Annotated in this window: 15 protein-coding genes; 2 read left to right on the forward strand and 13 right to left on the reverse strand. The window is 67.2% G+C overall.

Annotated features, from left to right (window positions below; genetic code table 11):
- The 8 genes from B0E41_RS14830 to B0E41_RS14865 form a co-directional block, all read right to left on the reverse strand.
- Positions 1–228 (reverse strand): hypothetical protein (locus B0E41_RS14830; protein ID WP_143433846.1); only part of this gene is annotated, 228 nt, incomplete at its 3' end.
- Positions 229–409: 181 nt separating this feature from the next.
- A complete protein-coding gene (locus tag B0E41_RS14835; RefSeq protein ID WP_077331935.1) occupies positions 410–1,624 on the reverse strand; it encodes an MFS transporter in 1,215 nt (404 codons plus the stop codon).
- 303 nt (positions 1,625–1,927) lie between these two features.
- Positions 1,928–2,452, reverse strand: a complete 525-nt coding sequence (locus B0E41_RS14840) for a hypothetical protein (protein ID WP_077331936.1) — start codon at positions 2,450–2,452, stop codon at positions 1,928–1,930.
- Positions 2,453–2,466: 14 nt separating this feature from the next.
- Positions 2,467–3,477, reverse strand: a complete 1,011-nt coding sequence (locus B0E41_RS14845) for a Bug family tripartite tricarboxylate transporter substrate binding protein (RefSeq protein ID WP_077331937.1) — start codon at positions 3,475–3,477, stop codon at positions 2,467–2,469.
- Positions 3,478–3,494: 17 nt separating this feature from the next.
- Positions 3,495–4,292, reverse strand: a complete 798-nt coding sequence (locus B0E41_RS14850) for an alpha/beta fold hydrolase (RefSeq protein WP_171984775.1) — start codon at positions 4,290–4,292, stop codon at positions 3,495–3,497.
- Positions 4,289–5,137, reverse strand: a complete 849-nt coding sequence (locus tag B0E41_RS14855; protein WP_077331938.1) for a 2,3-dihydroxyphenylpropionate 1,2-dioxygenase — start codon at positions 5,135–5,137, stop codon at positions 4,289–4,291. The genes B0E41_RS14850 and B0E41_RS14855 overlap by 4 nt, the downstream gene beginning before the upstream one ends.
- Positions 5,130–5,450: a subunit of meta cleavage enzyme gene (locus B0E41_RS14860; RefSeq protein ID WP_216350765.1), complete on the reverse strand. Its 321-nt coding sequence runs from the start codon at positions 5,448–5,450 to the stop codon at positions 5,130–5,132. Before B0E41_RS14860 ends, B0E41_RS14855 begins: the two co-directional genes overlap by 8 nt.
- Positions 5,447–6,610: an alpha/beta hydrolase gene (locus B0E41_RS14865; protein ID WP_253194885.1), complete on the reverse strand. Its 1,164-nt coding sequence runs from the start codon at positions 6,608–6,610 to the stop codon at positions 5,447–5,449. The genes B0E41_RS14860 and B0E41_RS14865 overlap by 4 nt, the downstream gene beginning before the upstream one ends.
- A 323-nt stretch (positions 6,611–6,933) precedes the next feature.
- On the opposite strand from B0E41_RS14865, the gene B0E41_RS14870 reads away from it, so the two are divergent.
- Positions 6,934–8,064, forward strand: a complete 1,131-nt coding sequence (locus tag B0E41_RS14870) for an FAD-dependent oxidoreductase (protein ID WP_077331939.1) — start codon at positions 6,934–6,936, stop codon at positions 8,062–8,064.
- A 24-nt stretch (positions 8,065–8,088) separates the two neighbouring features.
- Here B0E41_RS14870 and B0E41_RS14875 read toward each other — a convergent pair whose 3' ends face one another.
- From B0E41_RS14875 to B0E41_RS14895, 5 genes are all read right to left on the reverse strand, one after another.
- Positions 8,089–9,096, reverse strand: coding sequence for a helix-turn-helix domain-containing protein (locus B0E41_RS14875; protein WP_077331940.1), 1,008 nt, complete (start codon positions 9,094–9,096; stop codon positions 8,089–8,091).
- A 147-nt stretch (positions 9,097–9,243) separates the two neighbouring features.
- On the reverse strand, positions 9,244–10,056 hold the full coding sequence (locus B0E41_RS14880; protein WP_077331941.1) for an ABC transporter ATP-binding protein: 813 nt from the start codon (positions 10,054–10,056) through the stop codon (positions 9,244–9,246).
- The gene (gene ntrB, locus B0E41_RS14885; RefSeq protein ID WP_077331942.1) at positions 10,053–10,985 is read right to left on the reverse strand and encodes a nitrate ABC transporter permease; all 933 of its coding nucleotides are present in this window, start codon (positions 10,983–10,985) and stop codon (positions 10,053–10,055) included. Before ntrB ends, B0E41_RS14880 begins: the two co-directional genes overlap by 4 nt.
- A gap of 139 nt (positions 10,986–11,124) precedes the next feature.
- Positions 11,125–12,408, reverse strand: coding sequence for a CmpA/NrtA family ABC transporter substrate-binding protein (locus tag B0E41_RS14890; RefSeq protein ID WP_077331943.1), 1,284 nt, complete (start codon positions 12,406–12,408; stop codon positions 11,125–11,127).
- Between the two features lie 379 nt (positions 12,409–12,787).
- Entirely contained in the window at positions 12,788–14,050 is a 1,263-nt protein-coding gene (locus B0E41_RS14895) for a nitrate regulatory protein (RefSeq protein WP_077331997.1), read from the reverse strand.
- A 198-nt stretch (positions 14,051–14,248) separates the two neighbouring features.
- Between B0E41_RS14895 and B0E41_RS14900 the strand changes: the two genes are divergently transcribed.
- Positions 14,249–15,886, forward strand: a complete 1,638-nt coding sequence (locus B0E41_RS14900) for a hypothetical protein (protein WP_143433848.1) — start codon at positions 14,249–14,251, stop codon at positions 15,884–15,886.
- Positions 15,887–15,905 lie beyond the last annotated feature (19 nt).

Consider the following 15,905-nt stretch of genomic DNA (forward strand, 5'->3'; position numbering starts at 1 on the left):
GGCCGTTGCGGCCGGTGGTGGGGCTGTGGCGGGCGTGTTCAGCCCCATGGCCTTCTGCAGTTGCAGGCCCACGAGCAGCAACTCCTCCTCTTCGGTGTCCAGCGCGAGGGCCAGGCACTCGCGGGCATAGGCCGCGTCTTCCACGAACCGCATCACATCAAAGGGCTTGCCTTGCCGCCCCGACAGCTTGCGGAACTTGGCAAGCAGTTGCAACGTTGCTGGATTCATGTGGACTCCCTGTGTGGTTGGATCGAATGGAATGCTGGGAGGCTGGGTGGGGTGCGCTCCCTGTCGCCGCGCTGGTGAGCAGGGAGTCGGGCGGTGCGGCCCGCTCGCCATTCTGAGGTTGCCCGCCCGTTGACGCGAGCCTCCATTCGCTGGGCGAGCAAAGCCGGCGACGAAAGGGCACTCACGCGCTGCGCGCGCGGCCACCTTTCTCCGCCCACGTGCGCGTCCAGCGCACCTGCATCGTGCGCATCACGCCCAGCATCAGCACCGAGAACACGGCCATCACGATGAAGCCGGTGAGGAAGCTGTCGGTGTGTTGTTTGGACTGGCCCATCATGGCCGGCACCAGGCCGCCGCCGAGTGCGCCGATCTCGCCAATCATTGAGCCGGCGACGGCGGTGGACATCGGCCAGCGCAGCGGCACCAGCTGGAACAGCGCGCCGTTGCCCGCGCCCAGCGCGGCGAAGCAGATGATGAGCAGCAGCGTGGTCAGCACGATGGAGTGCGACGACAGGCCCACGCCCACCAACGCCACCGCCACCACGACCAGCACCACGGTGAGCGTGTTGACGCCGCCCCAGTGGTCGGAAATCCAGCCGCCGAAGACGCGCACCACCGCGCCCATCAGCGCGGCCAGCATGGTGAGCTGACCGGCCTGCACCTTGCTCACGCCAAACTGGTCGTAGTAATAGGTGGGCAAAAAGGTGGTGATGCCGATGAAGCCGCCGAAGGTGACGACGTAGATCAGGCTGAAGACCCAGCCGTCTTTTTCCAGCAGGCAGGCCAGGTGTTCGCGCATGCCGGCGTGCACGTCGCGGTCGGGCGGCTCTTTGGCCATGAAGGCCACGACCAGCATGGGCAGCACCGAAGCAATGGCCGCGAAGCCGTACACGGTCTGCCAGCCGTAGGCCTGCGCCAGCGGGGGCGCCAGCAGGGCGGCGATGGCGGTGCCGGCGTTGCCCGCGCCCACCAGGCCCATGGCCAGGCCCTTGTATTTGGGCGGGTACCAGCCCGAGCCCAGCGACATGGCCACGCCGAAGCTGGCACCGGCCACGCCCAGCAGCAGGGCCATCTTGAGCATGTCGTCGTAGGTCTGCACGAAGAAGTAGCCGTACGACATGGTGACGGTGATCAGCGCCAGCTCGACCAGCGTGGCGGTCTTGCGGCCGACGTACTGTGCGAGCAGGCCAAGCGGGAAGCGCATGACGGCGCCGGCCACGATGGGGATCGACAGCAGCAGGCCCTTCTGAGCGGGCGTGAGGTTGAACTCTTCGCTGATAAAAGGCGCCATGGCGCCGTTCATGACCCAGATCACGAACGAGAACGTGAGGTAGAAGAACGCTGCAAACAGCGTCGGTGTGTGCCCGCTTTTCAGGAACGTACGGAAGCCCGCCATGGCGTGGACCTTTTGAGAGAGAGGTGGGGGATTGAAACCCATGCCGCGGCCCCTGTGCCGGACGGCAGGGAGTCATGGGATGGGGCGCTGTGGATCGCCCAGGGCGGGCGACTCGAAGCATCGAGCAAGGCCATCGTCAGCCTTGCAGATGCTGAGCAAATTCCATGCCTGTTTCAGGGGCGTTGCGGTGGGGCAGAAGCCCGGTCTGGCGCACCATGGCGGTGATGTCGGACCCCCTGGGCGTAAAAAACGGGGCATGCCCGGCAGCATGCCCCGTTTTGGGCTGGAGGCGGGATGGGCGGTCTACGCCATCTGCATGTCGAATGCGTTCAGCGTCATGGCCACGAAGCTGTAGTAGCCCACGATGGCCACCAGTTCGACCATGCCCCGCGTGCCCAGCTCGCGAACGCCCTCGTCGTACAGCGCGTCGCCGATGCGGTTCCTTTTCAGAAGCTCTTCCGCGATCGCATGGATCATCGTGAGCCGGGCGCTGGCCAGGCGCGTGGGGCGCTTCTCGCGGATGTCGGCGATGTTCTCGACCGACAGCCCCGCTTCGGCGGCGATGGGCTCGTGGATCTGCTGTTCGCCGACGCAGCGGAAGTGGGCCGCCACGACCAGAATCAGCGTTTCCGATTCCACCAGCAAAAAACCGGTCTGGTACCGGCAAAAGGCGCCGAGCTTCTCGGCATGCGAGGCCAGCTCGGGGCTGTGCATCCAGGCCAGGAAGGGGCCGGTGAGGTTGCCCCGGGTGGACATGATGGACCGGTACACCGCTTGCTGCGGGGCGTCCAGCTGGTCCACGTCCGGCAAGGGCAGGCGTGATTTCATCGCTCGGGTGGCGCTCAGGTCGAAGCAGTGAAGTTGAATGACTTCACGATGGGGCGCCATTTGTCGATGTCGGCCTTGAGCCGGGCGGCGAGGTCGGCGGAGGTGGTCCACCGCAGTTCCAGGCCGCGTTCTTCCATGGCCTTCATCAGCGGTGGGCTGTTCAGCGCCGTTTTGAGTGCCGCGCCCAGGGCGTCCACCTTGGTGGCCGGGGTCTTGGCGGGCAGGAAGAAGCCGAACCAGTCGTCGAGCACGACGTCGCGGTAGCCCTGTTCCAGGAAGGTGGGCACCGAGGGTGTGAAGCGGCTGCGCTTCTCGCCGGTGGTGGCCAGCAGCCGGCACTTCCCCCCGGCCACGAACGGGATGAAGTCGCCCAGGGGCGCGCACACCGCGGCGATCTGGCCGCCGACCATGTCCAGGATCGCGGGGGTGGTGCCGCGGAAGGGCACGTGCGTGAGCTCGGTGCCGGCCGCCCGGGCGGCCATGCTGCCAGCGAAGTGGGGCGTGGAGCCCGCCGCGGGCGACCCGAAGTTGGCCGCGCCGGGGTTCTGTTGGCACCACTTGAAAAACTCCGCCATGTTGGTCACGTTGGCGGGCACCATGGGGCCGACCGCGAAGGCGAGGTCAAACACCCCGCCCATGGACACGGGGATGAAATCCGCCACGGGGTCGTAGGGCAGCTTGGGGTAGCTGTGCGGAAAGATGCCCATCATGGGCATGGGCGTCAACAGGATGGTGTTGCCGTCCGCCGGGGCGGCCTTGACCGCCGACACCGCGATCTGGCTGGCCGCGCCCACCTTGTTTTCGACCAGCACGGTGCGCGCATAGGCGGGCGTGATCGCCTCACCCACCCGTCGCGCGAACAGGTCAACGAGGGTGCCGGGCGGTGGCCCGATGATGATGCGCGCGAGTTCCGAAGGCGCCGCGGCGCTTTGCGCGTGGGCCGATGGCAGGCCGCTGGCGGAGGCCAGCGCAGCGGCCGACAGCTGCAGGTATTGGCGACGCGAGAGGGGGCGTGGATGGGTCATGGTGGTCTCCGTGGGTGTTATGGGGAAGCGGTTGGCTCAAGCGATTGCACAAGAAAGGCGCCCACGGTTTCGGTGAACGCCAGGGCTTGCTGCACGTTGCCGATGTGGCCGGTGCCGGGCAGCGTGTTCAGGGTGGCCGTGGGCAAGCGGTCGGCCATCAGCCGGGCCAGGGCTGGCGGGGCGGCCGCGTCCAGCTCCCCGGCCACCACCAGCGTGGGCGCGGTGATGCGGTGCAACTGGTCCAGGTGGTCCAGTCGCTGGATGGCGCCGATGGCCGCCGCGTAGCCGGCGAAGGGGGTGGACTCGATCTGCGCCGCGACCCATTGCAGCGTCATGGGCGCCGACGCCGCGAAACCGGCCGGGAACCAGCGTCCCAGGATGGCCGGGACCTGGGCCGCCAGGCCCTCGCCGGCCGCCTGTTGCAGGCGGGTGCTCCACAGGTCTCTGACGGCGGGCTCGGTCCGGGCGCTGGTGTGTGCCAGCACCAGGGCGCGGGTGCGCTCGGGCCAGTCGAGCGCAAAGGCCTGCGCGACCATGCCCCCCAGCGAGAGCCCGACCAGGGCCGTGCGGTCCACGCCAATGGCGTCGAGCACCTGCCGGACCTCCCCGGCGTACTGGCTCAGGGTGGTGACCTCGGGCAGCACCGGGCTGCGGCCGTGGCCGGGCAGGTCGACACAGACCACCCGGAACCGGGTGGTCCACGCGGGCAACTGCGCAAGCCAGAGGTCGCTGTGGGTGGCCAGCGGATGCAGCAGCACGACCACGGGCGCACCGTCCGGCCCGTGCACGCGGTGAAACAGGCGGGCGGTGTTCACTGGACAACCCCCCGTGCTGCGCCCCCGTTGCGCCAACGACCGAGGCCGATGCCGGTGTACCACGCCGGGACGGCCTTGTAGTACAGGGCTTCGAAGGCGGCGCCTTCGGCCACACCGTGGGCGATCAGCCAGGTGCGCACCTCTTCGGCGCCGTTGCCCGCCTCGTGCACATGGTGGGTCGCGTGGTCCAGCAGGTCGGCGTCGTTTCCGGCCGCCAGCAGGCGCAGGAACTCGCGGTCGAAGGCTTCGTTCACCAAGCCCATGCGGGGTGTGGCGATGTCGTGGCTGAGGCCGCCGGTGGCCAGCACGGACACCCGTTCGCAGCCGCTGTAGCTGCGCAGCGCCTGGCCCAGAAGGCGGCCCCACTGCAGCGCGCGCTTCATCGGCGGCAGCGGTGGCTGCACACAGTTGATCAGCACCGGAACCACCACCACTTCGCGGGCGATGCCGGCCAGGTGCAGCGGGGCGAGCGTGCCGTGGTCCAGGGTGAGCTCCATCGAGAAGGCGGGGTCGAAGCCGCCTTCGAGCGCGCTGGTGATGAGGTGCCCGCCCAGCTGCACGTCGCCGCGCAGCTCGTGTTTGTCGATCTTGAGCCAGTGCTCCACCGGCGACTTCCAGGAGGCGGCGGCGCCGATGCAGACGGCGGGCAAGTTGTCGAGAAAGAAGTTGTGGACATGGTCGTCAGAGACCACGACCACGGTGTCCGGGCGGGCCTGCCGGATCTCTTCGCCCACCTGCCGGAAGCCGGCAAAGATGCGTTCGCGGTCCTCGTCCGGAATGGCTCCCGGGAAATTGATCATCACCGGCGTGTGGCTGGTGGCGTGCACGGAGACGATCTCAGCCATGGGACGGCTCCTCGGTCGAACCCTCGCCCACCGCGCGCAGCGAGGCGACGAACATGCTCTCGGGGATCTGAAGCCCCAGGCAGTGCGCGCGCAGCAGCAGCGGGTTGACGCCCGCGAGGTACATGGCGCCGATGTCGTTGTCGCGGATGGCGGCCTTCATGGGCGCGGCCAGCGGCACCTCGGCCATGTAGGTGTCGGGGTCGGCCTTGTAGCGTTGCAGGTGGCTGTCGACGTGGTGGATGTCGTAGAGCACGCGGTTCATCCAGTAGGCCTCGGTCGACGGCATGGTCTGGCGCCAATTGCTCTTGCTCACTGGGCTGCCCTTCGTGTTGCGCGGAGCTGGCGCTCCAGCCAGTCCACGATGGTGGGCAGGGTCATCGGCGTGAGGCCCATGTGCCCGCCAGGGAACATGCGAACCGACTTGGGCCAGCCATGGTCGAGCAGCAGGTGGATGTCGGCCACCGGGCACTGTTTGTCTTCCTTGCCGTTGACCAGCAGCAGCGGTGCGCAGGGTTGGTCCAGCAGGCCCTGGTCGAGCAGCGAGAGCCGCCCGAAGCCGCTCACGTACTCGGCGTCGTTGGTTGCGCCCAGCATGCGGCTGCGGGTTTCGACCAGCTCCATCAGGTAGCTGTCCGGGTAGCGCGAGGCCTGCACCCAGGACGGTTGGAACATGTGGTGCACGCCACCGCCCCAGTTGACCGCGCCGGCCAGGGCATCGGGCAGCAGGTGCGCCAGCTTGGTTGCCCAGTAGCCGCCGAAGGAGCGGCCGAGACAGGCCGGCTTTGTGCCGTCGAGATCGGCCTGCGCACCGATCCAATTCAGCGCGGTGATGAACTGGCGCTCGGCGTCCGGCACCCCTTTCACGGGCGACTCCCCGGTGCCAGCGTTGTCCATGGCCACGGTGGCCACGCCCCGCGCCAGCAAGGCATCGGACGCGGCCGTCATCTGCTCCTTGCAGGCGTCCACGCCGCCCCACATCAGCACCACGGGCGGGCGGGTCACGCCGGCCGGTTTGCGCACCAGCACCACGACCTGCTGCCCTTCGCCGGGGTGGCCGGCAAAGGGGATTTCGACGCGCTCGGTGGGCTCGCGCCAGTGGCGGCTGCCCGCCAGGTAGGTCTCGCGTTCGGCCACCGCACAGCGCTCCTTGGCGGGGTGGTTGGGGCAGGGAAACCGGCCCATGAAGAAGAGCCCGCTGGCCTTGCGGTACAGAGCTTCCGCCTGTTCGGCGCGGCCGGCCTGATCGGCCTGGACGGCCTCGCTGCGCAGGCGGTCGCCGAGACCGAACCAGTAGCCGCCCCAGGTGGCACCGTCCAGGCCCGGCACACCGTCGATGAAGGCGGGGCCGTCGTCCAGGTCGAGCGCGTTCATCGGGTGGAAACGGGCGGCCAGCCGCTGGTGCATCCACCGCTTGGACTCGTCGAGGGTCTTGGGGCGGTCGGCAACGTCAGCGACCGGTGCGGCGTGGCTCAAGGCGGGGACTCCTGTGGTGGGACAACAGCAAAAAGGGCTGCGGTGATCGTAGGGAAAAGCACGGTGCGGTGTTGTGCTGTTCGTGTAGCGGAACTTGACTGCGCCTGCATCGGTGACGGCTGTCCAGAGGGCTGTGCCGGGCGCTGGCCGTTGGCTGGACGCCTGCGGGAAGGGCGCCATTTGTCTGGGCTTGCGGTGCGTGTTGCCTGGGTTGGCGACAACCCTTCCGGCGCATTGACGCCCGTTGCGCGCCACCCGCCTAATGCCTCCAGGCATCGCCATTGCGGGCGATTCGAGCCCACCCTATCTACCGAACGAGCACCATGGAAACGTCATCCACACGCAGGGCTTTGATCGTCGGCGGCGGCATTGCCGGCATGTCCACCGCCATCACGCTGAGAAAGATCGGCATGGCCGTGGACCTGATCGACCTGGACCCGCACTGGCGGGTGTACGGCGCGGGCATCTCGATCACCGGCCCCACGCTGCGCGCTTTCGGTGCGCTCGGCATCCTCGATGACATCCGGCGTGAAGGCTTCACGGGCGACGGCATCCAGGTGTGCGACGCGCAAGGCACGCCGTCGCACGTGATGCCCACGCCCATCGTGGCCGACGGCGACGTGCCCGGGTCGGGCGGGGTCATGCGACCGGTGTTGCACCGCATCCTTTCAGAAAAGACCCTGGCCAGTGGTGCCCGGGTGCGCCTGGGCATGACGGTGGATGCGCTGCGGTCCGACGCCGACGGGGTCACGGCCCGTTTGTCTGACGGTCAATCAGGCCGCTACGACCTGGTGGTGGGCGCGGACGGGGTGTTCTCCAAAGTGAGGCGCCTGCTGTTTCCCGAGGCGCCCGGGCCGACGTACACCGGTCAATGCGTCTGGCGCGTAACCGTGCCGCGGCCGCCCGAGGTGGTCCGCCGCATGTTCTTTCTCGGTGGGCCGCTGAAGGTCGGGTTGACGCCGGTGTCGCGCGACGAGATGTACATGTTCCTGCTCGAACCGGGCCCCAAGCGGCCCGCCATGCCGGACGAGCAACTGCCCGGCGAGCTCCAGCGGTTGCTGGAGGGATACGGTGGCGTTCTTCGGGACATCCGCAACGGCCTGAATGCGTCTTCTTGCGTGGTGCTGAGACCGCTCGAGGGCTTCCTCTTGCCGCGCCCCTGGGAGAAAGGCCGGGCCATCCTGATCGGCGACGCGGCGCACCCGACCACGCCGCACCTGGCCTCGGGCGCGGGCATGGCCGTGGAAGACGCCCTGGTGTTGGGCGAAGAGCTGGCCCGACGCGGGTCGGTCGAGGCGGCCTTTGAGGGCTTCATGAACCGGCGCTATGAGCGCTGCCGCCTCGTGGTGGAAAACTCGCTGGAGATCGGCCGCAGAGAGCAGGCGCGTGCGCCCATGCATCAACAGGCCGAGCTGGTGGAGCGCTCGCTACAGATACTCGCCGAGCCGATCTGAGCCCGCGCGAAAGAGGCCCGTCGCTCAGTGGTGGCGAAGATGGGTGGCACCCGGCAGCAAGGCCAGGTCTTGGGACCGTCGGAACTCGCGCGGTCCGATGCCGAACTCGGCCTTGAAGGCACGACTGAAATGCGACACGTTGCTGAAGCCCCAGGCGTAGGCGATCTCGCCGATGGACCGGGAGCGCATGGCCGGCGCCGACAGGTCGCGGCGGCACATGCCCAGCCGCTGTTTCCACACCGACTTCATCAGCGGGTGCCCGTCCCGCTCGTCGAACAACTCGTAGACGTGGCGCGGGGACAGGTTGACACCCTGCGCGATGGCTTGCGCGCTGAGCTGGCTGTCCCACAGATGGTCGCGCACGTAACTGAGGATGCGCTGGCGGTGCAGCGCTTTCAGGCGGGAGGGCGAGGTGTCCGCTTCGTCCTGCAGTGTTCTCAGCGCGGGGGCCAACAGGTGCGGCAAGGCCTCTGCAATGTCGTTGGCCGTGTCTTCGCCGATGTCTGGTGCCATGGCGAACAGCTGGTCCAGCAGGCCGGTGAAGAGCGCGGCGGTTTTCACGCCGGGCCGGATGGCCCGGGCCGTCAGCATGTCCCATTGCGGCAGCACATGGCGCAAGGCCTGGGGTTCCAGGTAGACCGAGTGCACCTCGCTGTCGGTGGTCTGGATGTGAAAGGGCCGCGACGGATCGATCACGAAAAAATCACCCGCTTCGATGCGACTCTCGCGTCCCCCCTGCGCCACCACGGCGGCACCCTGCTTGTGACAGGACACCAGCAGCCGCGACTCGCTCGCGTGCCGGGTTCGGGTGGACACCGTGGAGTGGGCCGAGAACCTCAAGGCGGCAAAACGAAGCTTGCGTCCGAAGTAACCTCGCACCTCCGCCGTCAAGGGCGTGGTGGGCGGGCTGCTGATCGCCAGGTGCATGGAAAAAGTGGATTGCATCTCCTTCTGGAACAGCTGCGCCCTGAGGGGTTCAGGGGTGGATTCCATCGTGAAGTGGCAAGCCTTGCCGGGGGTGGCGGTGGGCATGTTGTCTCCATCTCGTTTTTCTGCGGTTTCAGAACCGGTGGGCCATTAGAGCCGATCAGAAAAACCAGACAGGAGGACGGGTTGTGCAACGCACCAGATGGGTGCGCCGCCGGCATGGGCCCTGCCTGGTGCCCATGCCCGCCTGCTTCAGGCTGCTTTTTCCACGTGCGCCTGGCGCGTGTAGAGGAAGTCGATCACGGCCTTGCGGTGCTGCTGGTACTTCGGGTCGTCGGCCAGGGCCACGCGGTGGCGCGGGCGCGGCAGATCCACCGCCAGCACCTCGCCGATGGTGGCGGCTGGGCCATTGGTCAGCATCACGATCTTGTCGGACAGCAGCACGGCTTCGTCCACGTCGTGCGTGACCATGACCACGGTGGCCTGCGTGGCCGCCACGATCTCCAGCAGCTCGTCCTGCAGCTTGGCGCGGGTCAGCGCGTCGAGCGCGCCGAAGGGCTCGTCCATCAGCAGCACCTTGGGTTCCATCGACAGCGCCCGGGCAATGCCCACGCGCTGCTTCATGCCACCCGAGATTTCGCCGGGGCGCTTCTGGGCCGCGGCGGTCAGACCGACCAGGGCCAGCGCGGACTCGGTGCGGGCCTTGAGCTGGGCCTTGTTCTCGGTGGCGGCAAACACGCGCTCCACCGCGAGGTAGACGTTTTCAAAACACGTCAGCCAAGGCAGCAGCGAGTGGTTCTGGAACACCACCGCGCGCTCGGGGCCGGGGCCGGCGATCTCGCGGTCGGCGCAGAGCAGCACACCGTGGGTGGGCGTGGTCAGGCCGGCGATCAGGTTGAGCAGGGTGGACTTGCCGCAACCCGAGTGGCCGATGAGCGTCACGAACTCGCCTTTGGCGACCGTCAGGTTGATGTCCTTGAGCGCGGGGAAGCTGCCCTTCTTGGTCTTGAAGGTCTGTTCGACGCTCTGGATGTCGATGTAGCGTGCAGGGTTGGAGTTGCTCATGACTTGACTTCCTCAAACGTGAACAGGGTGGCGATCTTGATGAGCGCGAATTCGAGCAGCAGGCCGACGATGCCGATGACGAAGATCGCGATGATGATGCTGGAGACGTTGAGGTTGTTCCACTCGTCCCAGACCCAGAATCCGATGCCCACGCCGCCGGTCAACATCTCGGCAGCCACGATCACCAGCCAGGCCGTGCCCACCGCGAGGCGCACGCCGGTCAGTAGGTAGGGCAGCACGGCGGGAAACAGGATCTTGGTGAAGATCTTCCACTCGCTCAGGTTGAGCACGCGGGCCACGTTCATGTAGTCCTGCGGCACGCGCTGCACGCCCACCGCGGTGTTGATGATCATGGGCCAGATGGAGCAGATGAAGATGGTCCAGATGGCGGCCGGGTTGGCGCCCTTGAACACCAGCAGACCGATGGGCAGCCAGGCCAGCGGCGACACCGGGCGCAGCAGGCTGATGAGCGGGTTGAACATGCGGCTCAGGAACTCGAAGCGGCCGATGGCGAAGCCGGCGGGGATGCCGACCGCTGCGGCCAGGCCGAAACCGATGGCCACGCGCTGCAGCGAGGCCAGCACGTTCCAGCCGATGCCCTGATCGTTCGGACCTTCGCTGTAGAACGGATCAGAGAACACCTCCAGCGCCTGCGCCCAGGTTTCGGCGGGTTTGGGGATGCCGCTGTTGCTGGTGCTGGCGATCAGTTGCCAGAGCAGCACCAGGCAGGCCAGCCCCAACACGGGCGGCAGCACCGCCATCCACACGCCCCGGAAGTCGCGGCTCGCGGCCGACGGACGGGCACTGACCACAGGCGCCGCGGGCGCTTCGGTTTTGGGTTTGCTCATGGCTTTGCCAATCGGTGAGTGGGTGCTGGTGACCGGCGGTGCCGAAGCCTCCAGCGGTGAATGAAAAACGGCGCTGACCATGGTGGATGTCCTTTCAGAGCAAAGCGACGGGAGAGGTGTCTTCAAACAGAGAACGCCGCGGAACTGGCTTCGCCGGGCCGCCAGCGTTGCCCCCCTCCGGGGGGTGACGGCCAACGGCCGGCGCGGGGGGCATCAAGGCTCATGCCTTGATCTTGAATGAATCGGCGTACTTCGCCGGGTCCTTGCCGTCCCAGACCACGCCGTCCATCATCTTCACGCTGCGCATGTCCGACTTGGGCAGCGGCGTCTTGCTGGCGCTGGCGGCCTCCTTGTAGACGTCGATGCGGTTGACCTTTTTGGCCACGGCCAGGTAGTCGGGGTGGGTCTTCATCAGGCCCCAGCGCTTGTGCTGGGTCATGAACCACATGCCGTCGGACAGGTAGGGGAAGTTCACCGAACCGTCGTTGTAGAACTTCATGTGGTTCGGGTCGTCCCAGGTCTTGCCCATGCCGTTCTGGTAGCGGCCCAGGATGCGCTGGTTGATCGCGTCCACGCCGGTGTTCACGTAGGCGCGCTGGGCGATGGTCTCTGCCATCTTGTTCTTGTTCTGCAGGCCGGCGTCGATCCACTTGCCGGCTTCCAGGATGGCGGCCGTCACGGCACGGGCGGTGTTGGGGTTCTTGGCGACGAACTCGGCCGTGGTACCCAGCACTTTTTCGGGGTGGTCTTTCCAGATGTCCTGCGTGGTGTTGGCGGTGATGCCGATGCCGTCCACGATGGCGCGGTGGTTCCAGGGCTCACCCACGCAGAAGCCGTCCATGTTGCCCACGCGCATGTTGGCCACCATCTGGGGTGGGGGCACCACGATGGCGCGCGTGTCTTTGAATGGGTCGATGCCGGCACTGGCCAGCCAGTAGTAGAGCCACATGGCGTGGGTGCCGGTGGGGAAGGTCTGGGCGAAGGTGTATTCGCGTTTCTCGGCCGCCATCAGCTTGGCCAGCGAGGGGCCGTCCACGGCGCCCTTGTCGGCGAGTTTTTTCGACAGCGTGATGGCCTGGCCGTTGTGGTTCAGGTTCATCAGCACGGCCATGTCTTTCTGCGGGCCCGAGGTGCCGAGTTGCAGACCATAGACCAGGCCGTAGAGCACGTGGGCCATGTCGAGTTCGGCATTGACCAGCTTGTCACGCACACCGGCCCAGCTGGCTTCCTTGGTGGGCACGATCTTGATGCCGTACTTCTTGTCGATGCCGAGTTCGGCGGCCATCACCACGCTGGCGCAATCGGTCAGGGGAATGAAGCCGATCTTGACCTCGGTCTTTTCTGGTGCATCGGAGCCGGCGGCCCAGACGCCGCTGTGGCCCAGCGTGGAGAAGAAGGTGGCGGTGGCCGCACCCTTCTTGATGAAGTCGCGGCGCGAGGCGCTGGCCGAGACCGGCGCTTCGGGCGTGGCTGCAACGGTGGGGGGGGTGGTGCTAGCGGTCATGTCCAACTCCTTGCTGATAAAAGATCAAAAAATGGGTGGTCAAAAACAAAACGGCGCCCATTTCCAGCCCAGCTTGATGGGGCTTGAAATGGACGCCGTTGTCCTGTGTCTCGGGAGACTGCGGGGTTTGTGCCGCCGTTGGCACAGTTCCCGTTGCAGGGATCTAAGCAGGGAGCGTGCCAGGTCTGTATTTGTGACCCGATGTGACCGGAAGATACTTGTTATTCAAAGGAAAACGGGCTTCGGCCCTGGGGGCGGGCACCGCTGGAGCCCGGTTTCAGTGGCGGGGCGGGGCGGTGCTCAAGGCATCAGCTTGGTGCGCCGCGGAGGTGGGGCACAGGTTTTGTGCGCCGCAACACCTTGGCGCGGTCTCAGGTGGTCAGCGCCGCCGCTCGGGCAGCACTTCGGCCATCGACAGCACCGCTTCGGCCACGTCGATCAGGCGGCGGTTCTGGTTCATGGCCATCTGGCGCAGGGTCTTGTGGGCCTCGGCCTCGCTCAGATTGCGGTGCGCCATGAGCAGGCCCTTGGCGCGCTCGACCAGCTTGCGCTCGTTGAGGCTGGCGCGCACGGTGTCGAGCTCGTCGCTGATGGCCTGCAGCCGGCGCGCCTGGTCTTGCACCATGTCGAGGATGGAGCGGTCCAGCTGGTGGCCGTAGCCCTGTGTCGGGTTGCTGCCGGCCACGTGGTCGGGCACCGGGTGCTGGAAGAACGAGAGCGGATCGGCCGGCTGGGTGGCGGCGGCGTTGAGGCCCTCGAACCCCAGCAGCTCGTCCAGTGCGGCCTGGGTCTTGTGTTCGCACAGCCGCTGCAGGCTGTGGGCAAGCCGGTCTTCCACCGTCTTCATGCGGTCCATGCGCAGGCTGCAGCAGTCGAACCAGGGCTGGCTCTGGTTGGCGTCGAGTGGGCTGCCGTCGACGGCGGTGCAAAGCACGCGGCGCATGCGTTCGAGCTCGGCGCGGGCCGCGATGGTGTCCTGGTCGGCGGTGGCCCAGAGCGTGGCGAGCTCGTCGTTGGCGAACTCCTTGAACACCTGCAGACAGCGTTCCTGCGAATCAATCAGGTGCAACAGACGCTGCTGCTCGGCGGCGTCGGCGCGACCGCTGGCGAACAGGGCCGAGCCGGCAGCGCGCTCCTGACCCGCGAACTCCTTGCCCTGCATGAAGTTGAACAAGGCCACCAGCTGGCGCGAGATGGCCGGGTCGCTGGCGCTGTCGGCGGCCTCAAACACCACCGCCAGCAGGCCAGCGATCAGGCGCACATAGGCTTCGGTCGCGTCGCGGGCCGCCCAGGCCTGCGCGTCCACGCGCTCGCGCAGCGCGGGCAGGGCGTCGAGCCCTTGCAGCACATAGGCGATGCGGCTGAAGAGGCGCGCGCCGTGGCCGAGGTGCGCGTCGAGGTTGGCGAAACAGCGGCGCAGCTCGGTCTCTGTGGCCTGGCACTCAGCGATCTGCTGCTGGCGCGGCTCGGCGAAGCGGGTGCCTTGAGAACCCAGGAACAGGTTGGAGAGGCCGCGCTCGCGCTGCAGGCCATGGACCAACCGGCCGGTGACGTTCACCAGCACGCTGGTCAGGGCGAGCTGGCGCAGGGCGTCGATTTCGCAGCGCTTGGCGGCGATCAGGAAATGGAGGCCTGATTTCAGGGCCAAGGCGGTGGAGGACATGGTGTATTGGACATCAGCAATAACTGTGCCTCAGGCGATGGCGCGGTGTGTGGCGGGGGTGGCTCATCGGCCACAGGCCGCCGCTCGTCTCGACCCACGCGCGCAGGCGCAGCGCTTGGGTTGAAATGCGAGGTCTTTTTCCCGCAGAAATCCGCCAATCACCGTCTGGGCCTCAACATGGAATTGTTTTCGCGTCACCGTCTGTTGCCCGCCACCCGAGCGGCTCGTGGGCGGCTGGTGGCTGGGTTGTGTGTCGGTCTGCTGGTGGCCTGCGGCGGCGGTCAGTCGGGTGGCGATGCGCAGGGGTCGGGTGCCGGCGCGTCGATGGCCCGTGATTCGGACACACCGATGACCGAGGCACAGGCGCTGCAGGCGGGTGCGGCGCTGAACGCGAAGAGCCTTCAGGACGCCCTGAGCCGTGCCCAGACACTGCCTGCCACCAGCAAGGTGGCGCCGGGCGATGTGGCGCCAATCAGTGCCTATGCCCAGGGCGAGGTGTCACGCAAGGCGGTCGGCCGGGTGTCGGTTTTTCGCTTCTACAACACCGGCACGGGCGCGCATTTCTACACGACCAGCGTGGACGAGCGCGAACAGGTGTACCGCACCGCGCCTTCCATGAGCCCGGAGGGTGAGGCGTTTTATGCGGCCAGCGCCGCCTCGACCGGCCTGAGCCCGGTGCACCGCTTCTTCAACACCCAGACGGGCGTGCACTTCTACACCATCAGCGAGGAAGAACGGGTCAGCGTGCAGGCCAACCTGCCCCAGTTCAACTACGAAGGGGTGGCCTACCACGCCAGCCTGGTGCCCGCAGCCGGCTTCAAGCCGCTGTACCGGTTCTTCGTGAGGAACCAGGGTGTGCACTTCTACACCGCGAGCGAGGAAGAGAGCCTGTCGGTGCAGGCCAACATGACCGCCACCCACCAGTACGAAGGTGTGGGCTACTACGTGATGGACGCCGCCTGTGCCAGCCCGCCTTGCGGCAGCACCGGCCCCAATCGACCACGCGTCTTCATCGCGCTGCACGGCAACAACCAGCTGGCCGACAACGCCTCGCTGGACGCGCAGTGGACCTATGTGCGCCAGAACGCGCACGGCATCTGGGGCAACAACGCCAACATCTCGGACGCCCAGAGTGCCAGCCTCATCCGCAAGATGACCACGCGCAACCTGATCACCGAGTACCCGGTGCCCTCGGGCGCGGCTGCGTGGTTGCCGCTCAGCGCGTTCAACAACCTCCAGGTGCTCTACCCCGACCTCGACCAGAGCCTCAACCCGGAGGCGATCGCGTTCTACACCAGCGACATCAGCCGCTGGAACGGGCGCACCGTGGCCCAGGCCGAGGCGATCTACACCAACCCCGCCGCGTCGGCGACCCGCCGGTACGGGGGCGTCTACACCGGGTGGCAACCGCAGAACTTCGATCCGGCCAACGCCAAGTACATCTACAACAACCCCAACGCATTGATGGCCTTCCGCAGCAGCAAGGGCACCTTCATCGAGTGTCCGCTGGGCGCCTGCACCAGCGGGAAGCTTGGTGAAGCTTTCCGCCGGGCGATCCGTGAGACCCACGTGCGCGGCCGGCCCTTCATCTGGTTCGCCAGCAACAGCGGCTCTCCTGGCTGGCTGGCCGCCTTCCAGGCGACCTACAACGCGGTGGCGACCGAAGGCCTCTGGCGTTCGGAAGACGTGATCGCCATCGTGAACTACGGCGGTGTGTATCCGAAAGTGCCCGAGGCGGTGGGTGGCGTGGCGGCCGACACGTCCACCGGCCTGGCCTACTGGGCCCTGCAGCAGCGCGCCGCGGCGACGCCCTGACGGCGCCCGCTCAACCGCC

This window comes from Hydrogenophaga sp. A37, assembly GCF_002001205.1.
Taxonomy (GTDB): Bacteria; Pseudomonadota; Gammaproteobacteria; order Burkholderiales; family Burkholderiaceae_C; genus Hydrogenophaga.

Coding starts and splice junctions, on each gene's coding strand:
- B0E41_RS14835 (WP_077331935.1), bottom strand. CDS start 1,624: ATGGCGGGCTTCCGTACGTTCCTGAAAAGCGGGCACACACCGACGCTG.
- B0E41_RS14840 (WP_077331936.1), bottom strand. CDS start 2,452: ATGAAATCACGCCTGCCCTTGCCGGACGTGGACCAGCTGGACGCCCCG.
- B0E41_RS14845 (WP_077331937.1), bottom strand. CDS start 3,477: ATGACCCATCCACGCCCCCTCTCGCGTCGCCAATACCTGCAGCTGTCG.
- B0E41_RS14855 (WP_077331938.1), bottom strand. CDS start 5,137: ATGGCTGAGATCGTCTCCGTGCACGCCACCAGCCACACGCCGGTGATG.
- B0E41_RS14870 (WP_077331939.1), top strand. CDS start 6,934: ATGGAAACGTCATCCACACGCAGGGCTTTGATCGTCGGCGGCGGCATT.
- B0E41_RS14875 (WP_077331940.1), bottom strand. CDS start 9,096: ATGCCCACCGCCACCCCCGGCAAGGCTTGCCACTTCACGATGGAATCC.
- B0E41_RS14880 (WP_077331941.1), bottom strand. CDS start 10,056: ATGAGCAACTCCAACCCTGCACGCTACATCGACATCCAGAGCGTCGAA.
- ntrB (WP_077331942.1), bottom strand. CDS start 10,985: ATGGTCAGCGCCGTTTTTCATTCACCGCTGGAGGCTTCGGCACCGCCG.
- B0E41_RS14890 (WP_077331943.1), bottom strand. CDS start 12,408: ATGACCGCTAGCACCACCCCCCCCACCGTTGCAGCCACGCCCGAAGCG.
- B0E41_RS14900 (WP_143433848.1), top strand. CDS start 14,249: ATGGAATTGTTTTCGCGTCACCGTCTGTTGCCCGCCACCCGAGCGGCT.